At 37.3% G+C, this 18813-nt stretch carries 18 protein-coding genes and 2 riboswitches; of the genes, 8 read left to right on the top strand and 10 right to left on the bottom strand.

Annotated features, from left to right (window positions below):
• The first annotated feature begins 6 nt into the window (after positions 1-6).
• Entirely contained in the window at positions 7-1194 is a 1188-nt protein-coding gene (locus MHI10_RS01745; protein WP_340782381.1) for an iron-containing alcohol dehydrogenase, read from the top strand.
• A gap of 97 nt (positions 1195-1291) precedes the next feature.
• On the opposite strand, the gene MHI10_RS01740 is transcribed toward MHI10_RS01745, so the two are convergent.
• The 6 genes from MHI10_RS01740 to MHI10_RS01715 all read right to left on the bottom strand — a co-directional run bounded on the left by MHI10_RS01740 (position 1292) and on the right by MHI10_RS01715 (position 8092).
• Positions 1292-2056 (bottom strand): 3-hydroxybutyrate dehydrogenase, encoded by a 765-nt coding sequence (locus MHI10_RS01740; protein WP_340782380.1) that lies wholly within the window; start codon positions 2054-2056, stop codon positions 1292-1294.
• A gap of 16 nt (positions 2057-2072) precedes the next feature.
• The gene (locus MHI10_RS01735) at positions 2073-3014 is read right to left on the bottom strand and encodes a 3-hydroxyacyl-CoA dehydrogenase family protein (RefSeq protein WP_340782378.1); all 942 of its coding nucleotides are present in this window, start codon (positions 3012-3014) and stop codon (positions 2073-2075) included.
• Between the two features lie 318 nt (positions 3015-3332).
• Positions 3333-4643 (bottom strand): nucleobase:cation symporter-2 family protein, encoded by a 1311-nt coding sequence (locus MHI10_RS01730; RefSeq protein ID WP_340782376.1) that lies wholly within the window; start codon positions 4641-4643, stop codon positions 3333-3335.
• A 161-nt stretch (positions 4644-4804) separates the two neighbouring features.
• Complete coding sequence (locus MHI10_RS01725; protein ID WP_340782375.1) at positions 4805-5377, bottom strand: xanthine phosphoribosyltransferase; 573 nt, start codon at positions 5375-5377, stop codon at positions 4805-4807.
• Between the two features lie 163 nt (positions 5378-5540).
• Positions 5541-5642, bottom strand: a riboswitch (purine riboswitch).
• 140 nt (positions 5643-5782) lie between these two features.
• On the bottom strand, positions 5783-6472 hold the full coding sequence (locus MHI10_RS01720; protein ID WP_340782374.1) for an RNA 2'-phosphotransferase: 690 nt from the start codon (positions 6470-6472) through the stop codon (positions 5783-5785).
• Positions 6473-6631: 159 nt separating this feature from the next.
• A complete protein-coding gene (locus MHI10_RS01715) occupies positions 6632-8092 on the bottom strand; it encodes an amino acid permease (RefSeq protein ID WP_340782373.1) in 1461 nt (486 codons plus the stop codon).
• 167 nt (positions 8093-8259) lie between these two features.
• Positions 8260-8439, bottom strand: a riboswitch (Lysine riboswitch).
• A 160-nt stretch (positions 8440-8599) separates the two neighbouring features.
• Between MHI10_RS01715 and MHI10_RS01710 the strand changes: the two genes are divergently transcribed.
• Positions 8600-9799, top strand: a complete 1200-nt coding sequence (locus MHI10_RS01710) for a CynX/NimT family MFS transporter (RefSeq protein WP_340782372.1) — start codon at positions 8600-8602, stop codon at positions 9797-9799.
• A gap of 73 nt (positions 9800-9872) precedes the next feature.
• Complete coding sequence (locus tag MHI10_RS01705; protein ID WP_340782370.1) at positions 9873-10424, top strand: restriction endonuclease; 552 nt, start codon at positions 9873-9875, stop codon at positions 10422-10424.
• 46 nt (positions 10425-10470) lie between these two features.
• Here MHI10_RS01705 and MHI10_RS01700 read toward each other — a convergent pair whose 3' ends face one another.
• Positions 10471-11514 (bottom strand): nitric oxide synthase oxygenase, encoded by a 1044-nt coding sequence (locus MHI10_RS01700; protein ID WP_340782369.1) that lies wholly within the window; start codon positions 11512-11514, stop codon positions 10471-10473.
• A 214-nt stretch (positions 11515-11728) separates the two neighbouring features.
• On the opposite strand from MHI10_RS01700, the gene MHI10_RS01695 reads away from it, so the two are divergent.
• Positions 11729-12490, top strand: a complete 762-nt coding sequence (locus MHI10_RS01695; protein ID WP_340782367.1) for a glucose 1-dehydrogenase — start codon at positions 11729-11731, stop codon at positions 12488-12490.
• Positions 12491-12537: 47 nt separating this feature from the next.
• Here MHI10_RS01695 and MHI10_RS01690 read toward each other — a convergent pair whose 3' ends face one another.
• Positions 12538-14058 (bottom strand): DUF4179 domain-containing protein, encoded by a 1521-nt coding sequence (locus MHI10_RS01690; protein ID WP_340782366.1) that lies wholly within the window; start codon positions 14056-14058, stop codon positions 12538-12540.
• Positions 14036-14596, bottom strand: coding sequence for an RNA polymerase sigma factor (locus tag MHI10_RS01685; RefSeq protein WP_340782365.1), 561 nt, complete (start codon positions 14594-14596; stop codon positions 14036-14038). The genes MHI10_RS01690 and MHI10_RS01685 overlap by 23 nt, the downstream gene beginning before the upstream one ends.
• Positions 14597-14799: 203 nt before the next feature.
• Here MHI10_RS01685 and MHI10_RS01680 point away from each other — a divergent pair, with 203 nt between their 5' ends.
• Genes MHI10_RS01680 through MHI10_RS01665 form a run of 4 tightly spaced genes read left to right on the top strand, consistent with a single transcriptional unit; the run spans position 14800 to position 17169 of the window.
• The gene (locus MHI10_RS01680) at positions 14800-15387 is read left to right on the top strand and encodes an accessory gene regulator ArgB-like protein (protein ID WP_340782363.1); all 588 of its coding nucleotides are present in this window, start codon (positions 14800-14802) and stop codon (positions 15385-15387) included.
• Complete coding sequence (locus tag MHI10_RS01675; protein WP_340782362.1) at positions 15362-15532, top strand: hypothetical protein; 171 nt, start codon at positions 15362-15364, stop codon at positions 15530-15532. Before MHI10_RS01680 ends, MHI10_RS01675 begins: the two co-directional genes overlap by 26 nt.
• An 18-nt stretch (positions 15533-15550) precedes the next feature.
• Positions 15551-16822 (top strand): sensor histidine kinase, encoded by a 1272-nt coding sequence (locus tag MHI10_RS01670; RefSeq protein WP_340782361.1) that lies wholly within the window; start codon positions 15551-15553, stop codon positions 16820-16822.
• A gap of 11 nt (positions 16823-16833) precedes the next feature.
• Positions 16834-17169 carry a DUF4288 domain-containing protein gene (locus MHI10_RS01665; protein WP_340782360.1) on the top strand — a complete coding sequence of 112 codons (336 nt, stop codon included), beginning with the start codon at positions 16834-16836 and terminating at the stop codon, positions 17167-17169.
• Between the two features lie 251 nt (positions 17170-17420).
• Here MHI10_RS01665 and MHI10_RS01660 read toward each other — a convergent pair whose 3' ends face one another.
• Positions 17421-18803, bottom strand: a complete 1383-nt coding sequence (locus MHI10_RS01660) for an aspartate ammonia-lyase (protein WP_340782359.1) — start codon at positions 18801-18803, stop codon at positions 17421-17423.
• Positions 18804-18813 lie beyond the last annotated feature (10 nt).

Genomic DNA, 18813 nt, shown 5'->3' with positions numbered 1-18813 from the left:
AACATTATGATTCAAACAAAATCAGTTTATACATTTCACTCACTACCTACGATGAAATACGGGGTTGGTGCACTTGAAGAAGTTGGTCATCTCGCACAGGGATTCGGGTCAACAGTACTTGTCATAAGTGATCCTATCATGGAAAGTTTAGGTGTTGTAGATAATTGCTTAAACTATCTCCATGCACAAGGATTACAAACGCATGTGTATACAGGCGTTGTATCTGAACCTGTAGATACGTACGTTGATGAAGGTTTAAAACTACTACAGGATACGCAGTGTGATGTCATCGTTTCAATTGGCGGAGGTAGCTGTATCGATACAGCAAAAGCCATTGCCGTTGTTGCAACAAACGGGGGCTACGTTGGCGATTACATGAAGATGCAAAAGATTGTCGCTATACGCCCTGTACCACATATTGCAATTCCAACAACTGCTGGAACTGGCTCTGAAGCAACAGATGCTACAGTCATCACTGATACCAAAAATGATATTAAGATGATGATTAAACAACCTGCCTTTATGCCAAGTGCTGCGATTGTAGATCCATTATTATGCTTAACTTCACCAAAATCGATTACAGCAGCAACAGGCATTGATGCATTAAGCCATGCGATTGAAGGTTATTTATCCCGTTTAGCACATCCATATTCTGATTTACTAGCATTATCCGCAATGGAACTAATCATCAATAATTTACTACCTTCATATGAAGATGGCACAAATTTAACCGCGCGTGAGGCCATGTCTTTAGGTTCGATGCAAGCAGGCGCTGCATTTTCTAATGCCTCTGTAGCATTAGTGCACGGGATGTCACGCCCGATTGGTGCGTTATTCCATGTACCACATGGCATTTCAAATGCCATGCTCCTACCAGCTGTCTTAGAATACTCAAAAGATGCTTGTATTCCACGTCTTGCAAAAATCGGTACCTTCTTTGCCGGGCAAACAACCGTATCTTATACAGAAGAACAGTTAGCTGATTTGGTGATTGACTCTATAAAGGATCTTTGTAAACAAATGAATATCGGTAACTTACGCCAATACGGGATTGAGGAAGATGCTTTCTTCCAAGCAATCGATAAAATGGCGACTGATGCGATTGCAAGTGGGAGTCCCGCAAACAATCCAAAAGTGCCAAGTTTCGATGATTTAAAGGCATTGTATAAAATTGTTTATGATTACGAATTTTAATTCACAAAAGCTATCCCAATAATAAAAATGCCTTTCGGGTATAATTCGAAAGGCATTTTTTGATGTTTGCTACTAATGGTAGCAATTTCGTACATTGTTATTGCGCTGTATACCCACCATCGAGCACAACAGCCTGTCCTGTAAGCCCTTTTGCTACATCACTCGCTAAATACAATGCAAGGGACGTGATTTCCTCTATTGCTAATAAACGTTTCTGTGGTACTAAGGGATATAGCACTTCTTCCAGTACACGCTCTACAGGAATTTCTCGTGTTAAAGCTAAATCCTCAAATTGCCCACGTACTAACTCGGTATCCACATAACCCGGACAAATTGCATTGACAGTAATCCCCTCTGCCGCTGTCTCTAGTGCCGCTACTTTTGTCAATCCAATGACCCCATGCTTGGCTGAATTATAAGCGGACTTTCCAGCAAAACCAATAATACCATTTATCGATGCGATATTTAAAATACGGCCAAACTTTTGCTTTTTCATATGAGGTAACGCATATTTTGTTGTCATAAATGGTGCCACTAACATAATATTGATCATTTGTTGGAATTTTTGGGTCGGGAAATCTTCAATCATTGCGACATGTTGAAGCCCCGCATTATTAATTAAAATATCCAACTGCCCATACGTATCGATCGTATATTGAATGGCCCGCTCAATATGCGCTTCATTCGTCACATCACAGACGACATACGATGCTTCACCTTGAATTTGCGCTTGTGCAACTACTAATTGTTGTTCATCGATATCTGAAATCACAACCTTAGCACCCGCCTCTGCAAATGCTTTAGCAATATCTAATCCAATTCCTCTAGCTGCCCCTGTAATGAATAATACCTTACCTTCCATCCCCAATTCCCCCGTTTCATCTTAGCTTCTTTTCTAAATCTTGCTTTAAGTGGTTAATTAACGTTTGTTCACGCTCTTTATTCACTGTTGTCGACAATGCATCTGTCCACTCATAGTACCCTTGCCCCGTTTTGTAACCTAAATGATTTTGTGCTGTCAATTTTGCAACAGTTGGTCCAACTTGCTTGGTAGCACTTAAATCTTCAAATAAATAGCCCGTAATATCTTGTACGACATCAAGCCCCGTCATATCTGCCGAAAGTAAAGGGCCTGTAACGGACAATCGGCGGCCGATACTATATACGACCGCTGCATCAATATCTTCTTTTGAAGCGACACCAAGCTCATATAAATATTGCGCTTCACGGAACAATGCAAATTGTAGACGATTACCGACAAAACCTGCAATTTCCTTTTCAATTTTGATTGGTTTCTTATGGAATTGTTGCATTAAGGCCATCGTACGTTCTACCGTTGCCTCATCCGTCTGATCACCTTTTACAATTTCAACAAGTGGTACAAGGTGTGCAGGATTCCAAAAGTGTGTAATGACTAAACGATTCGGATATTGCATCTTTTCAGCAAGTAATGACGGCATTATCCCTGATGTGTTACTGGCAATGATCGCTGTTTCAGATATAATTTCTTCTAATTGTGTGAAGGTTTGTTGCTTTAGCGCTAAATTTTCAGGTATCGCCTCAATAATGAATGTTTTATCTTGCACGACTTCTTGTAAACTTGTTGAAAATTTAATATTCGCTTGGATAAGCCCAGCAGTTTGTTGTGTAATAGCTTCCTGCTCAAGTAATATCGTCAATTTACTTTGTAAGCCAGTTTGCGCATTTTCTATGTCCTGTTCATTCAAACCAAACACAATCACTTCATAATTCGCCCATGCAGCACTTAAAGCAATCGAATGCCCCATTGTCCCACAACCTAATATCGCTACCTTCTCCAATTGCTTGCTCCCTCCCCATATCGAAATCTCCTATTTTTTCTACTCCAATCAATTAAATTCTATCTTCTGTTAAAGTTTAAGTAAAGGAATAATAAGGAAGTCACTCACTTTAAATTCGAATAAGTAATTGGGCGTGATAATCTATCTTCTCTGTCCTTGTTCATACACAAATCACACTACATGTTTCAGTACAACAACCGCACAAAAAATGCCACCTCCTCATATCTAATTTAATAGATATGAGGAGGTGACAACATTCTTTTCATCAAAATATACGAGGTATTTAGATGAACATTATTTAATTATTTCCTTAAAAAGTTATTCTACATGCATCGGATCTTTACGTTTCGGTCCAATCATATTAAATAAAATGTTAAGTAAAATCGCTGTAATCGAACCCGCTACAATGCCGTTTGATGTAATAACTGTTAACACTTCTGCTAACCAAGCCGGTAAACCTGCTGCAATATTTGCAAAAACGCCCGGTACGCTTGCAACACCAACACCTAAGCTAACCGCTATTGCTGCTACCATCGCATTTTCCATCGATTTTGCAATTTCAGGTGCTAACATACGAACACCTTGCGTAATAACCATACCAAACATCGCTAACATCGCTGCTCCAAGCACTGGCGTAGGAATGATTGTTGTAATTGCCGCTAATTTCGGTAAGAAACCAAGTGCTACAAGCATCCCACCTGTAATGTAAATTACTTTGCGGTCACGTACACCTGACATTTGCGTTAAACCAACGTTTTGAGAAAATGTTGTATAAGGGAATGCGTTGAAAATACCACCGATAATCGAGGCTAATCCTTCTGCACGATACCCTTTTGCTAAATCTTTTGAAGTTAATGTTTTTTTACAAATATCACTTAAAGCATAATATACACCTGTCGATTCTACTAACGAAACCATCGCAACTAATGTCATCGTTACAATGGCAGATGTATTGAACGTCGGTGTCGCTAAGTAAAATGGTTGCATAATGTGTAACCAAGAAGCTTCTACTACTGGTGTAAAATCAACTTTGTTCATGATTATCCCGAGTACTGTACCTACTACCATTCCTATTAAAATAGAAATCGCTCGAACAAACCCAACAGTAAAGCGGTACACGACTAAAATAACGATCAATGTGATGAAAGCAAGTGCTACATTTGAGCCAGATGCAAAATCAGGAGCCCCTTGACCGCCACCCATATTGTTAATCGCAACTGGAATTAAGCTAATCCCGATAATCGTTACGACAGAACCTGTTACAACTGGCGGGAAAAATGGAATTAATCTACCAAATAATCCACCAATAAGGACGATAATTAAGCCTGATGCAATAATCGCACCATAAACATCACCTAAACCACCCGTACTGCCAATCGCAATAATCGGACTTACCGCAGTAAATGTACAACCTAATACAACTGGTAAACCAATTCCGATAAAGCGACCTTTCCATACTTGTAGCAATGTTGCTACACCGCACATGAAAATATCGATTGCGACTAAATATGTCATTTGAGCAGGAGTAAAGTTAAGTGCTCCACCGATAATTAGCGGGACTAAAATCGCACCTGCATACATCGCAAGTAAGTGTTGAATACCAAGCATTGCCGCTTTTGTATTATTCATAAAGAAGTTTCCCCCAATTTAAGTGTACTCTTGATGAGATCAATTACGCCAAGGCGTAATTGCGTCCAGTTTTTTTTCGAGCAGGCTCAAAAAATTCCTCTAAAAATCTGTGACATCCGCCGGAGGCTTTCACTTGCTTTAGCAAGTGAAGATCAATTCATTTAGTCGAAAAACTCTACCTTACCATTTGCTAATGATTTAATATTCGCTAATGATTCGATACGTAATCCTTGCTCACGTAAAATCTTGCCACCATCTTGGAATCCTTTTTCAATAACAATTCCTGCACCAACAATTGTTGCTCCAGCTTGGTTCGCTATGTCTACTAAACCTTTTAACGCCTCGCCATTTGCTAAGAAATCGTCAATAATGATGACATTATCATCTGCTGATAAAAACTTTTGTGAAACCGAAATCTCATTCGTTTCGTTCTTAGTAAATGAATGTACTTTCGATGTATATAAATTATCTGTAAGCGTTAGTGATTTGCGTTTACGAGCAAATACAACTGGTGCGCCTAATGTTAATCCTAAAAATGTCGCTGGTGCGATACCAGAAGACTCAATCGTTAATACTTTTGTAATGACTTGATCCGCATAACGATTTGCAAACTCTTCCCCTACTTCCTTCATTAAAAGTGGGTCGATTTGGTGATTTAAAAATGAATCTACTTTTAAGACAACATCCGATAGTACTTGTCCTTCTTGTTCAATCTTTTCTTTTAAGCGTTGCATAATAATAAAGTCCTCCTTTTATTTTCAAAACATTTTCCAATTACAAAAAAACTCAGTAAACCTGTCCACTTGTTTAGAGTGGAGCAAGTCTTCTGAGTAAAGTTCAAAAGAAATAACAGATGAATCGCACAATGATTCTAAGTGAATAATTGGACAATTCATTCGTTAATCATGCTTCACCCATAGTCGATTTATTTATGGTAAATCGGTAGAAACTCGCAAGCCTTATCCCCGCTATTATATGAGTAAAGTTATTTAATTTGATTTAAGTAAGTCATGTGAATGTTCCAATTATAATCATCTCATTTTGGAAAAGCAATAAATCTAAAATAAAAGAATTATTCTTATTATTCGGAAATTTGGTGTTTTCCATACAAATAGATAGTTCAATGTTCGGATTTCGCTTTAATTTTCTAGAAATTCGCGGATTTTGTTTTTAAAATCTCCAAACTTTAAACCGTCTTTTCCGAAATAAGACATGCTACGTGTTGCGAAAATATACACCTTTTTGCCGTTTTGATCAAGCATTTCTGCAAATGGTCCTTCTACTTCTAATTGCTGCACTTTTGTTATTGTAGAATTATAAATTACTAAACGTTCGGCATACATCTCTTTAAATTGATTCAATGCAGCTGTCCCTTGAAGAATAATAATTTCTGGTTGAAACTCATTGAATACTTCGTCAAAAATAACTTGCCCGCGTGCAAAGGCTTGTGGATTTTCTTTTTTTACTTTCTTTAATTCATCGGCAGTTTCCACTTGGAATGCATTCAAAGAAGTATAAACAGTCGTTTCATTGAATTCCTTTTGTAGCCATTTCGCAAAATGTAAAGATCCTTTAAATTCACGCGGCGCATCATGTATGTCACGATCATATAAGTCTTCCAGTAAGTCTTGATTTAGTAATGCATCTGCAAATGATTTCTCATCACCTTGCTCCACCATAAAAAATGGTATCGCATTTGATCCGACTAAAAAAACACGTGATTTATAAGGATTTCCATCCATTATAAATGGGCGGTATCGGACTTCATTTTTTTCTACATCCATTAGCCAATTGTAAATCTTTTTATAAAACCCTTTTGAAACTGTCACCTTTCATCACTTCCTTCAATTTCCTTTATCATTAATAGCGAGTGATATCGCTATGTTTCGTTCCTTCATTATATTCTAATCATACCATCTCAATATAACTTTTGGCACAAACAGAATAAAAAAAGCAAAACCTCAAATAAATGAGATTTTGCTTCTGATTTAGTACTTATTTGTTAAATCGCAATCCATTAATGGCACGACTTTCGTTTTATGTTTCCATTTATAACCTACCCACAGTGCTACGAATAAAGGGATGCCAATATATGATACTAAAACGCCATACCAGTCAATTGTGCCCCCCATGAACGCCATGTAGTTTTGTCCTAAAATAACAAGCGTACATAGTGCAAATGCGAATAATGGACCAAATGGGAAGAATTTAGATACATATGGTAAATCACTTAGTGAACGCCCTTGCGCAACATACGCTCGGCGGAATCGGTAATGACTTATCGCAATTCCTAGCCATGCAATAAATCCGGATAGCCCTGATGCGTTTAATAACCAAATATAAACGACACCATCACCGAAGAATGAAGCTAAAAATGATACACAACCTACAGCCATTGTTGCGATTAACGCGTATACTGGGATGCCGCGCGTATTCACTTTCGCAAAAAACTTTGGTGCTTTGCCATCGACTGCTAATTGGAATAACATACGGCTTGCTGCATATAAACCTGAGTTTCCGGCAGATAGCATCGCTGTTAAAATAATTGCATTCATCACAGAAGCCGCGAATGCAAAGCCTAAGTTTTCAAATACTAATGTAAACGGACTTGTTGCAATATCTTCTGATAGTAAACGTGAATCTGTGTACGGAATTAACAAACCAATTGCACCAATTGCAAAAATATAAAACAGTAAAATACGCCAGAATACCGAACGCACTGCCTTTGGAATATTTTTTCCTGGGTCGTCTGTTTCACCAGCAGTTACTCCGAGCATCTCCGTCCCTTGGAACGAGAAACCTGCTGCTAAGAAAATACCGAACATTGCTAGGAATCCGCCATTAAACGGTGCATCTCCAACAAAGAAGTTTTTGAAGCCTACTGGATCATTGCCACCTAAAATCCCAAAAATCATAAGGAAGCTGACAATAATGAATACAATCACTGTTACAACTTTAATCATCGCAAACCAATATTCACTTTCACCGTACGCTTTAACCGAAAGTAAGTTAAACGATAAAACAACAACAATAAATAAAATTGTCCATGTAAACGACGAACTATTTGGGAACCAATATTTCATAATTAACGATACCGCTGCAATTTCAGCTGCAATCGTAATGGCCCAGTTGTACCAGTAGTTCCAGCCTAGTGCAAAGCCTAGTGCTGGGTCGACAAATTTCGTTGCGTACGTACTGAACGAACCGGATGTAGGCATATACGCCGCCATTTCCCCTAAGCTCGTCATTAAGAAGTACACCATCACACCGATTAACGCGTAAGCAAGCAATGCCCCACCTGGACCTGCTTGTGCGATTGCTCCACCCGATGCTAGGAAAAGTCCTGTTCCAATTGTTCCACCTAAAGAAATCATCGTAATGTGGCGACTTTTCAGGCTTCTTTTTAATTGATTTTTATTACCAAGTTGATCGATTTTTATTTCACTCATGGAAAATTCTCCTTTTTATTTCATTTGCATCGTGTTAAATCTCATCATACTTATAGTTTGGACAACCTTTTAATCAATTACGCCTCGGCGTAATTGCGTCCAAAGTTAAATGAAGATAAAAAACCGCCACAAGTTTTTGTGACGGTTTTATTTAACACCAGACAAACTTGAAAGATAGCTCAACACACGCTTACACATGTGACAGTTCTGTTCCTTTCGGAGACAGCCCCAGCGTCATTTTTTGAGAATTGAAATGACACTTCGGCAATCATTCCTTTCATATAGTTTCACCGATTTTCTCAATCTCCGCTATACTATTCTTAATGCTTGCGACCTCTACCTCACTTTGACATGAGGTAATGTAATATTTAATTTCAATAATGGTTCAAATTCTAGCATACCAATTTTTTGATAGCAACCGATTTGAATTATTCTATTTTTTAGGATAATTCGAACAATTATTAACATCTGATATAATAGTTCTTATTTAAAAAAGGGGCGTGGAAAATGGATTCCAAACTAGTTACATACACAAGCAAAAACTTATCATCCAATAAATCCATTTGGCTATTTACATTGGCGATTATTTTATTTGCGACAACACTTCGAACACCTTTAACGGTTGTTGGACCGATCATATCTTTTATACGAGATGGACTTGGTATTTCTAACGTCCTAGCTGGCTTTTTAACGACAATTCCTTTGCTTGCTTTTGCGGTTATATCGCCGTTTGCAGCACGTATCGCTAGAAAATTAGGCATGGAATGGACACTGTTTTATTCGGTTATCATTTTATGTGCAGGTATTTTGCTCCGTTCAGTTGGTTCGACTGCATTACTGATTTTAGGGACAATTTTGATTGGGGTTGCGATCGCTTTCGGAAACGTACTCATCCCTAGTTATTTCAAGCTAAAATTCCCACTTCATATTGGATTATTAACGGGAATTTATTCTGTTTCGATGAACATTTCTGCCGGACTTGCAGCAGGAATTAGCTACCCAATCGCATCGAATTATGGCTGGCAATTGGCACTAGGTTTTTCACTTATTTTAGGCATATTAACTTTAGTATTTTGGTTGCCTTTATTGAAGGATAAAAAAGTAGAGATGAACTTTGCAAGCTCTAACGCACCGAAAAAGAAAATGTGGAAATCCCCTCTTGCATGGGCAATTGCCGCAACGATGGGCTTACAATCATTCATTTTCTATAGCTCAAGCGCTTGGCTACCGGATATCTTTATAAGTCAAGGGATGGCTGCACAAGATGCTGGTTGGATGGGCTCTATTATGCAACTTGCGCAAATTCCACTCACATTTATCATTCCGATTATTGCCGGAAAACTTTCATCACAACGTCCAATCGTGCTTTTCTTTACGTTGTGTTATGTCATCGGGTTTACGGGTGTATTTATGGAATGGACAAGCTTAGCTGTTTTATGGATGGTGTTTTTAGGTTTTGCAGGCGGTTCTTCATTTGGACTTGTCCTTATGTTTTTCACATTACGTACAGAAACTGCCTTCGAAGCGGCAGACTTATCGGGCTTTGCACAGTCTGTCGGCTATTTGGTTGCAGCAATTGGACCTGTTTTATTCGGCTTTGTTCATGATGCGACGAATAGTTGGACAATCCCGATTTTGTTATTTTTAATCACATCCGCATTGTTATTTATCGTTGCCTTTATAAGTGCGAAAAAACAATTCGTCTAATGCAAACGTATGTACCCATTTGTGATATACTTTAGTTACGAAGAACATTGTAACTTAAAGGAGTACATAGAAATTGAGGAAACGAAATCGACGAAGAAAGAAAAAAATGCCTAATTTCACATTGGTCATGATCGTCCTAGCAGGTGCAGCCGGCTGGTATTTTAACGAAACATTACAAGGTGTCGGCATGGGGATTGTTCTTTACTTTGTATTATTAATCGCGTTTAAAATTTGGTGGAAATCTCGCAAAACAGCAAAACTACGTAAATCCGGTATTCGTGAAGTTGATGTGATGAGCGGGCAGGACTTCGAACGCTTTTTAGGTGAGCTATTTAAACGCCGCGGCTTTAAAGTGCGCTACACAGCAACAAGTGGTGATTACGGTGCTGACCTTATTTTAAAGGATGGCGAAGATGTTATTGCTGTACAGGCAAAGCGCTATTCTAGTTCTGTAGGTGTAAAAGCGGTTCAAGAAATTATCGGCGCGGTCAAAATGTATGATGCGACTGAAGCTTGGGTCGTGACGAATAGTCATTTTACAAAGCAGGCAAAAAAACTGGCTGATATTAATGATGTTTATTTAATTGATCGTGATGAATTGATTGATATTATTTTGAATAAATAACGACGTATTTCACCCTCATTCCATGCCAAATGAATGAGGGTGATTTTTATTTATAAGGTAGCGGCTGATAAAAATAATTCGGCTTCTTCGTTTTATTCAAAATCGGTTGATGATAAATAGACGTCGTTGCAGGTGACAGTGGTGGAATGAGCCACGTCCAGTTCCCCGTTATTTCACGCTGTTCTTTTTGCTCCTGCTTTTGAAACAATTCAAACTGTTGTGCCGCGGTATGATGATCAACAATACTGACACCTGCTTTTTTATAGGAATGCAACACTGCGATATTTAATTCGACAAGTGCACGGTCCTTCCAAAGTGATGCATTCAAAGTCGTTTCAATCCCCATTTGCTGTGCGACTTTGGGCAAGTAATGATAGCGCGCTTCATCCGCTAAATTACGAGCGCCAATTTCCGTCCCCATATACCAGCCATTAAACGGCGCTGCTTGAAAGTCAATTCCACCAATATTAAAGCGCATACTTGAAATAATCGGAACAGCATACCACTTCATTTGCAAGCTTGAAAAATCATAATTTGGATGCTCAATTTGAACTTCGACAACGTAAGCTTTCGGAATTTCAATAAACTTCGGTGGTCGATCATCTACTTGAATGACGAGTGGTAGCACATCATAATTCGTTCGTGCGCCGCGCCAACCGAGTGCTTCACATGTTTTTGTAAAAGCGAGTGAATCCGAATCACCGATTACTCCTTCTGCCGTTTCATAGCCCGCATAGCGAATAAGCTGATGATTCCAAATATGTACACGCTTATGCGCAAAGATTGAAATGACTGGACGAATTTTCCCGTCATTCGTTGCAAACGCAATATGCTCGAGCAGCGCTTTAAAAATAGCTTTCTCATCCAATAAATGCCGCTGATCCAGCACCGTTAAACTATTCCAAAATAATCGGCCAATGCATTTATTACTATTGCGCCAAGCAACACGCGCACCGAATGTTAACTCCTCTGTTGTAAAGCTGAATTGTGCGTCTTCCGCTTCAATAAGGCGAAGTTCTAGCCACTTTTCTGTTTGCTGTGTTTCTTTTTTATATAAAGCTAAAAATGATTTTAGTTCTTGTATGTTCATGTTACATCCCCCCTGCTCCTTTCATTTTGAAGCGTTCTCGAAACAAATACAATGAAAGCCCTTGCACAACAAAGATGTATTTTGGATATATGACTAAAATTGTTCATATTCATAGTTAAGATTATTCATTAGTTCACTTGTAAACTAATATTGAAGTGTTAAAATTGATTATATATTCAAATTATTACGTTTTTTTAATTTAGGAGGGTTTCCTTTGGGAAGATTAGATAATAAAGTAGCATTAATTACAGGCGGTGCAAACGGGATCGGCAAACAAATTGCCACTCGTTATACAGAAGAAGGAGCAAAAGTTGTACTTGCAGACTTCAATGAGGAAGCTTTAAAAGCAACAGTTGCAGAGTTTAAAGCGAACGGCTTCGAAGCGCATGGTGTGAAAGTAAATGTAGCAGTAGAAGAAGATGTACAAAAAATGGTTGATGAAACGGTTGCAACTTTCGGTCGTATCGACATTTTAGTCAACTGTGCAGGTGTTTTAGATATGATGCAGGCAGCACATAATGTGGATGATGCAGTTTGGAACCGTGTAATGGATATTAACGTCGGTGGTGTTATGCGTGGCTCTCGCAAAGTATTACCAATCTTTATGGAGCAAAAATCAGGTGTTATCATCAACCTTTCTTCAATGGCTGGCGTTACGGGCGGGCGTGGTGGCTTAACGTATACTGCGGCAAAACATGCAGTAACCGGTATGACGAAAAATATCGCCTCTCATTATGGAGAGTACGGTATTCGCGCCAATGCGATTGCACCAGCACAAGTAAATACAGGCTTAACACAATCAATGGATGGTTATGATATGTTCGGTTTAAAACAAGCAACACGCGGTGTACAATTAATGAATCGTGCTGCTGAACCAATCGAAATTGCAAATATCGCATTATTTTTAGCAAGTGAAGAAGCATCGTATATTAACGGTGTTGTCTTGGCGGCTGACGCGGGTTGGAGTGCTTATTAATTTAGGTTAAAAAACATAGCTCTCGTCTTTTGAGAGCTATGTCCTTTTCATTCATAAAGTGGAATACGCCAAGATTCTTCCAACGGATTAAACTTCACAACTTTCGTCAAGTGAAGCGTAAATTCCTCGTCTAAAGAATCCAATCCATACACAAGCAAACGGTCTCCATTATTATAAACCGTATACAACTCACCTTTAGAATCCTCTAAAACCCAGCTATCCAATTCCTCTTTTATTTTCTCTCTGTCATAATCAATCGAAATTTCCATATAACGCTCTCGCTGTAAAAATGGCCATTCCATTTTCAAACCTGTATTCGTCATTTGCTGCATAGACTTTATCGTTATCGGCTCACCGTTAAATACAAGCAATGGTTTGTCTTTCTTCCTATTTTTTAAATCATCAGGACGGAACTTTACAGATTCCTCAACTATTTCATGATTTAAAAAACCTGCAACAACAATCGATGGTTTTTCTGCTTTTATCGGGGTAAACATTTCCTTATGGCTAAATTGTTGCTGATCATCTGAAGTGGAACCAAGCCCTGAAATCGCTCCTTGACCGCTATCAAAATAAAAACTATATGGGAAATTCGTTGCAAGTAGCGTCCCATTTTCATCTTCAATTGTATAAGCCACATCTACTTTTGGTTGTCCATGTTCTTTTGCCGATAATTTCGTTTCTTTTAAAGGCTCTGTAAAGGCGGTTGTATAGCTTATTTCCATTGCTGATGGCGAAAATCGTGCTTCTTCAAATGTGATGCTTACATTTTGCTGTGTAAACGTCGCGTTTTGTAAATCCAGTACTGTCATAGAAGCTAGTGCCTTTTCGATTGGAATCGGAATGTCCATATCCCAATTTCCTTCTTTGCCATAAATGTCTCGAATTTGCCATTTTAATAGTACGTCCTCTGTAACATTCGGTGTTCTCAATTCAAAAAAGCCGATATCCCCTTCTTTGTAGTGCCATGAACCATAATCTTCTTGTGCCAATTCTTCATTCGCTTTATTCATAAATTTCATGTTGTTTTTTTCATTCCAATTTTCAATATGAGGATTTTTCACCTTGCCATTTTTATCGATGATTTGGTACGTGAAGGCGATTCGTGTTGTATCTGCCATCACCTCGTCAATCCGAACAGTTAGCCCATTGTCCGTCACTTCATAATTCACTTCCTCAACAAAACCAAGCGTTTCTGCCTCATGAAAGCCTGAATCTACTTGTTCTGTTGAAAAGAAACTCGTAATTAATTGCGCAAAACTCGGACTGACTGCTGTTAAAATACCAACGGACAAAACAGCTGCCGCCGCAACACCTGAGCTGACTTTCCAAAAGGCACGCTTTTTCTTATACGGCTTCACCTGCGCTAATATTTGCGCTTCAAAATCATCTGGTAATGTTGGTGCTTGAAGCGTTTCTTTTAGAAATTGTTCTTCGCCTTCAAATAACGCAACAATTTGCTGACAGCTCACACATTGTTTTAAGTGTTCTTCAATGTTTTGCTGTTCCTCTTCATTTAATAATCGATCCACATATTGTGATAGCTTATCCACGCACGGACAATTCATAATACTCGCCTCCCTCTTTTACTTGCTGCCGCATTTTTTTCTTTGAACGATGTAATTTATTGCGCACATCTGATACCGAAATATCCAACAACTCACTAATTTCTTCATAGCTACACTCATTGTTATAGCGTAATAACAAAATCATTCGCTCTTGTTCGGGTAATTGGCTCAACAATCGCTCTAATTGCCGCTCCCTTTCCCTCTTCAAATACACCACTTCAGGATGATTTTTTTCAACGAGTTGCTCATCTTCAATTGGTTCATTTTTATATTGGTACTGCTTTTTTCGCAACTCATCAACACAATGATTAATGGCTACGCGGTACAGCCAGCTTTTAAATGAGCCCGTTGCCTTATAGTTTGGTAGCTGCTCATAAATTTTAATAAATGCTTCTTGTACAAGGTCTTGAGCAAGCTGCGCATCATATGTCATGCGTAAAATCGTGGCATAAAGTGAATTTTTATATGTTTGAATAATTGTCGCAAAAGCATTTTTGTCCCCTGCTAATACTTTTTTTATAACTGCTTGATCGTCCATCATCTTCCCCCCTTCACTAACTATAACGGGTTGAGGAGCGAAATCATTTCACTATTTATAATAGGGTTTCACCAATATATATGGTGTCTATCTAAAATAAAATGAACGCTAACGGACACGTTATGATATAATTGTACTAGTTAAAGTATTTTTTTGGATATATAATTGTTCACAAACTACTATTACAGATGGAGGAATGTAGGATGAATAGACTAGAAACCACCCTTTTTAATTTTTTAAATCAAGAACATTATTCAGTTCTTGAACGGGAGAAATTAAAATTTGGCGTTCAAATTGTTCTATCTGAATTTTACAAGTTACTATTCATCTATATAATAGCCTTTTTATTAAATTGTATTGTTCCAACTTTAATTATTCATATTACATTCTTTCTTTTACGACAAGTATGCTTAGGCTACCACTTCAATCGTCTATATACTTGTCTTATTTGGAGTGCGATTACATTTCCTGGAGCAGCTTATTATTTAGCTCATTTAAATATAAAATTCCCAGTAATCTATTTATATATAGGCACTAGTATCCTTGTGGCAGTTATCTTTATACTTGCACCAAAAGGAACAGTAAACCAACCGATCATTAATCAAAAACACCGAAGTTATTTACGTAAAAAAATAACGATTCGATTACTACTCATAATTGTGGTGTTTTACTTTAGTTCATTAGAAATAAAAGCCTTCATTGCTTATGGTATATTTATAGAAGTAATCATGTTAATTGTACAAACATTAAAGGAGAGATTTGAAAATGAAAAAAGAGAAGAAATTAAGTAACTTTACATTTTTTGTATCAAGAATGGCGGCAGTTGTAGTGGCAGTAGGTGGCTCTGCAACAGTTACAGGATGTACAACAATATTCCATGAAAAAAAGGTTCCAAATGTATTGCTAGAAAATCATCCATTTGCATCAAAAGAATAACTTAAGGCGGAGCATCACATGAAGCTTTTATTTCTAATTATTGAGTTTGTTTTAATATTTTGGGCAATAACCTTTATAGCACAACTAAAAATTAACCATAAGCATATTTTAGTTTATGCTTTAGCGGTTATTTGCCCGGTTCTTATTTTCCTTTGGATTGGTCAGTGGCAAGGGATTATTTTTATCATTATAAGTTTCTTCCTTTACTTTTATTGGTTAACGAAAAGGTATGTTACGCTTATCCATCTATGTTTCGTTGTGATTATTGGTGTAATAACAGATAATGTTTCACAATATGCAATGAATGTCTTTCCTTATAATTTCCTACCAAGCATTCTCGAACAATATTTTATATTTATTATTTTATTTATAATAAGTACTGTCGCTTATCGTTTATTAACAAGACGGACTTACATAGTGTTAGGCAAAAATAAGAGTCCCTATTTACTGATTATCTTTATAGCATTTGTGACGATGAGCACTTTCTATATTAATCTTTACTTATCCGAATATTTTTCACAAGATAGTCTATTAAAATTTAACATCGTCTCACAGTTCCTTTATTTCACAATTATGTTGTTCGTTCTTTACTTTACAACTAAAAATATTAAAAAAGAAAATAACATCCAAAAGATCAAGTTCGAAACTGAACAATTTACAGACTATATGCATTCAATGGAGCTAATTAACCATGAAATGCAAAAGTTTCGTCATGACCATGCAAACATTTTATTTACGATGCAGGGATACATAGAGCTAGATGATTTTGAAGGATTAAAGAAATATTTCAAGAAGCATATTTTCACAGCTGAAGAAGATACATTAAAAAGAAATGAGCAGCTCGCGAACATATCCAAGTTACACATTACAGGAATTAAAGGGTTAATTTTAACGAAGACGTTGCAAGCTGAAAAAGAAGGGATATTAGTTGACCTTGAAATAGCTGATGAAATTGATGACATCAATATGAATATTATTGATTTTGCTCGAATTTTAGGCATCTTTTTTGATAACGCGATTGAAGCGATTGCTCATACTGATTCTCAAAAGGAAATTGGCCTCGCGTTTTTTAAAAGTACTCCGGATTCCTTAATGATTATTATTGAAAATACGGTGGTCGATGAACCGGTCAATATCGAGCAAATATTTACAGAGAACTTTTCTACAAAGGGGCAAAATCGTGGAAAAGGGTTAAGCACTGTTAAAAGTATCCTGAATAATTATCCGAATGTCACGTTAAATACAAATGTGGAAGATGGATTATTCACTCAAACTATTATCATTGAATAGGGGTGATATTTATGTATGGTGTTTATTCTGTCAAGTTGTTATTTGAATCTTTCGTTTCTCCTAATTTAAGCTCGGAAAAGATATTTGAAGAAAGAATTATTTTAGTACGTGCGGAAAATTTAGATGAAATCAATGAATTAATATATAAAAAATTCCCTGCAGACACATATTTAAATGGAGAAGGGGGCTCAACTACAGTTCAACTTGCTAAAATTCTAGATATTTTTGAGCTAGTCGACGATTTGGAAGAGTCCCTTGATTTTAAAGAAGTTTATAGTCGGCACCTTCTATTTGAGCAAGATATTGATGCAACAACAGCAATTGAATTGTATAAGTTAGATAAGTAATAGTATGAAGGAAATAAGCTGTTTGCGTAAATCAATGATAATTTGAATCCCATAATAAAGTGGCTTATATAGGAGATGGAGGGTTTTTCCTACAGTACAAGAAAAACAAATCGTCCTCTCTGCAAATGATATTATGACAACATCACTTTACAAAAATGGACGACTTTTTGTTCTTATTTTTGAAATTAAAACAAGGTTACTTCCAAAAGTCAGTTCAATGACTTTTGGTAGTAACCTTATTAATTTAGTTATTACTCACGATTTGTTAAATTGATTGGATTAAGCGATTTTTCAGCTTCCTCCGCACTTAATAAACCTCTTTCAACTACAATATGTTTGATTGTCTGCTTTCTTTTTTGGGCTTCAGCTACCACTTCATTGGCAATTTCGTAACCAAATAAGTTTGATATAACAACCGATAGTGCAAACGAGCTTTCTGCACGATGTTGGTTAATTTCCTTTTTCACTAAAATACCAGACACACATTTTTCTTGAAAGATTGGGATACTAGCAGTTAATAATGAAAATTGATCAAAGAGGTTCTTCATAATAATTGCTTCCCAAATATTTAACTCAAGCTCACCTCGGTCAGCAGCAATTGAAATCGTCTGATCCATACCGTAAATATCAAAACAAACTTGCATCATCATTTCAGGTATGCATGGATTAATTTTTCCAGGCATAATCGATGATCCAGGTTGAACGGAAGGTATTTCAATTTCACCTAGCCCAGCTAGTGGACCCGAGGCAAGTAATCTAATATCACTCGCCATTTTTGAGAGCCCTGTGCATAAGCCTTTTAAACAGCCTGAAATTCGAACGTACCCGTCTGTATGCTGTAGACCGTCAAAATAATTGTCGACTTTAGCTACATTTAAACCCGATACTTCTGAAAGATGAAGATACATTACATCTACATAGCCAACTGGCGAACCCAATCCTGTTCCTACAGCCGTCGCGCCAATGACAAGTTGTAAACAATCTTCTTGCAACCTATTTAATTCATTTATTTGTCTACTAATAAACGAGCGGTATGCGCTAAACTGCTGACCAAATGTAATTGGTAGCGCATCTTGCAAACATGTTCTTGAAACTTTAACTACCAGCTGAAATTCTTCTTCTTTTTGATGAAGCGTTTCCTTAAACTGTGTTAAACAGCTAATTAAATCTCCAATATGGTAAAATAAGGACATTCCCATCGCACTAGGCAATACATCGTTAGTAGATTGAGACATGTTTACATGTATATTTGGGTGAACATGCGTATATCCTTTCTTCCCAGTAAGAAGTTCATTGGCGCGATTCGCAATGACTTCATTCATATTCATATTCGTGGATAAACCACCGCCACCTTGATAAATATCAACTGGAAATTGACTTTTAAACTTGCCATCTATTATTTCATCTACTGCCATAACAATAGCATCTTTAACTGAAGCTGTGAGTCCTCCGAGTTCAAAGTTGGATAGCGCCGCCGCTTTTTTTATATAAGCTAATGACGTAATTAAATAAGGATAGCTTTCAATTGACCTGCCTGAAATCGGGAAGTTTTCGATTGATCTCATCGTTTGAATGCCATAGTACACATTCGAACTAATCTCCATCTCTCCTAAAAAGTCCTTTTCTACCCTCATTGTTGTCACC

This window comes from Solibacillus sp. FSL K6-1523 (genome assembly GCF_038005225.1).
GTDB lineage: Bacteria > Bacillota > Bacilli > Bacillales_A > Planococcaceae > Solibacillus.
Note: the sequence above shows the minus strand (reverse complement) of the source record. Positions and strands in the feature narration are given on the sequence as shown.

Coding starts and splice junctions, on each gene's coding strand:
- MHI10_RS01745 (WP_340782381.1), top strand. CDS start 7: ATGATTCAAACAAAATCAGTTTATACATTTCACTCACTACCTACGATG.
- MHI10_RS01740 (WP_340782380.1), bottom strand. CDS start 2,056: ATGGAAGGTAAGGTATTATTCATTACAGGGGCAGCTAGAGGAATTGGA.
- MHI10_RS01730 (WP_340782376.1), bottom strand. CDS start 4,643: ATGAATAATACAAAAGCGGCAATGCTTGGTATTCAACACTTACTTGCG.
- MHI10_RS01725 (WP_340782375.1), bottom strand. CDS start 5,377: ATGCAACGCTTAAAAGAAAAGATTGAACAAGAAGGACAAGTACTATCG.
- MHI10_RS01715 (WP_340782373.1), bottom strand. CDS start 8,092: ATGAGTGAAATAAAAATCGATCAACTTGGTAATAAAAATCAATTAAAA.
- MHI10_RS01710 (WP_340782372.1), top strand. CDS start 8,600: ATGGATTCCAAACTAGTTACATACACAAGCAAAAACTTATCATCCAAT.
- MHI10_RS01700 (WP_340782369.1), bottom strand. CDS start 11,514: ATGAACATACAAGAACTAAAATCATTTTTAGCTTTATATAAAAAAGAA.
- MHI10_RS01690 (WP_340782366.1), bottom strand. CDS start 14,058: ATGAATTGTCCGTGCGTGGATAAGCTATCACAATATGTGGATCGATTA.
- MHI10_RS01685 (WP_340782365.1), bottom strand. CDS start 14,596: ATGGACGATCAAGCAGTTATAAAAAAAGTATTAGCAGGGGACAAAAAT.
- MHI10_RS01680 (WP_340782363.1), top strand. CDS start 14,800: ATGAATAGACTAGAAACCACCCTTTTTAATTTTTTAAATCAAGAACAT.
- MHI10_RS01675 (WP_340782362.1), top strand. CDS start 15,362: ATGAAAAAAGAGAAGAAATTAAGTAACTTTACATTTTTTGTATCAAGA.
- MHI10_RS01670 (WP_340782361.1), top strand. CDS start 15,551: ATGAAGCTTTTATTTCTAATTATTGAGTTTGTTTTAATATTTTGGGCA.
- MHI10_RS01665 (WP_340782360.1), top strand. CDS start 16,834: ATGTATGGTGTTTATTCTGTCAAGTTGTTATTTGAATCTTTCGTTTCT.
- MHI10_RS01660 (WP_340782359.1), bottom strand. CDS start 18,803: ATGAGGGTAGAAAAGGACTTTTTAGGAGAGATGGAGATTAGTTCGAAT.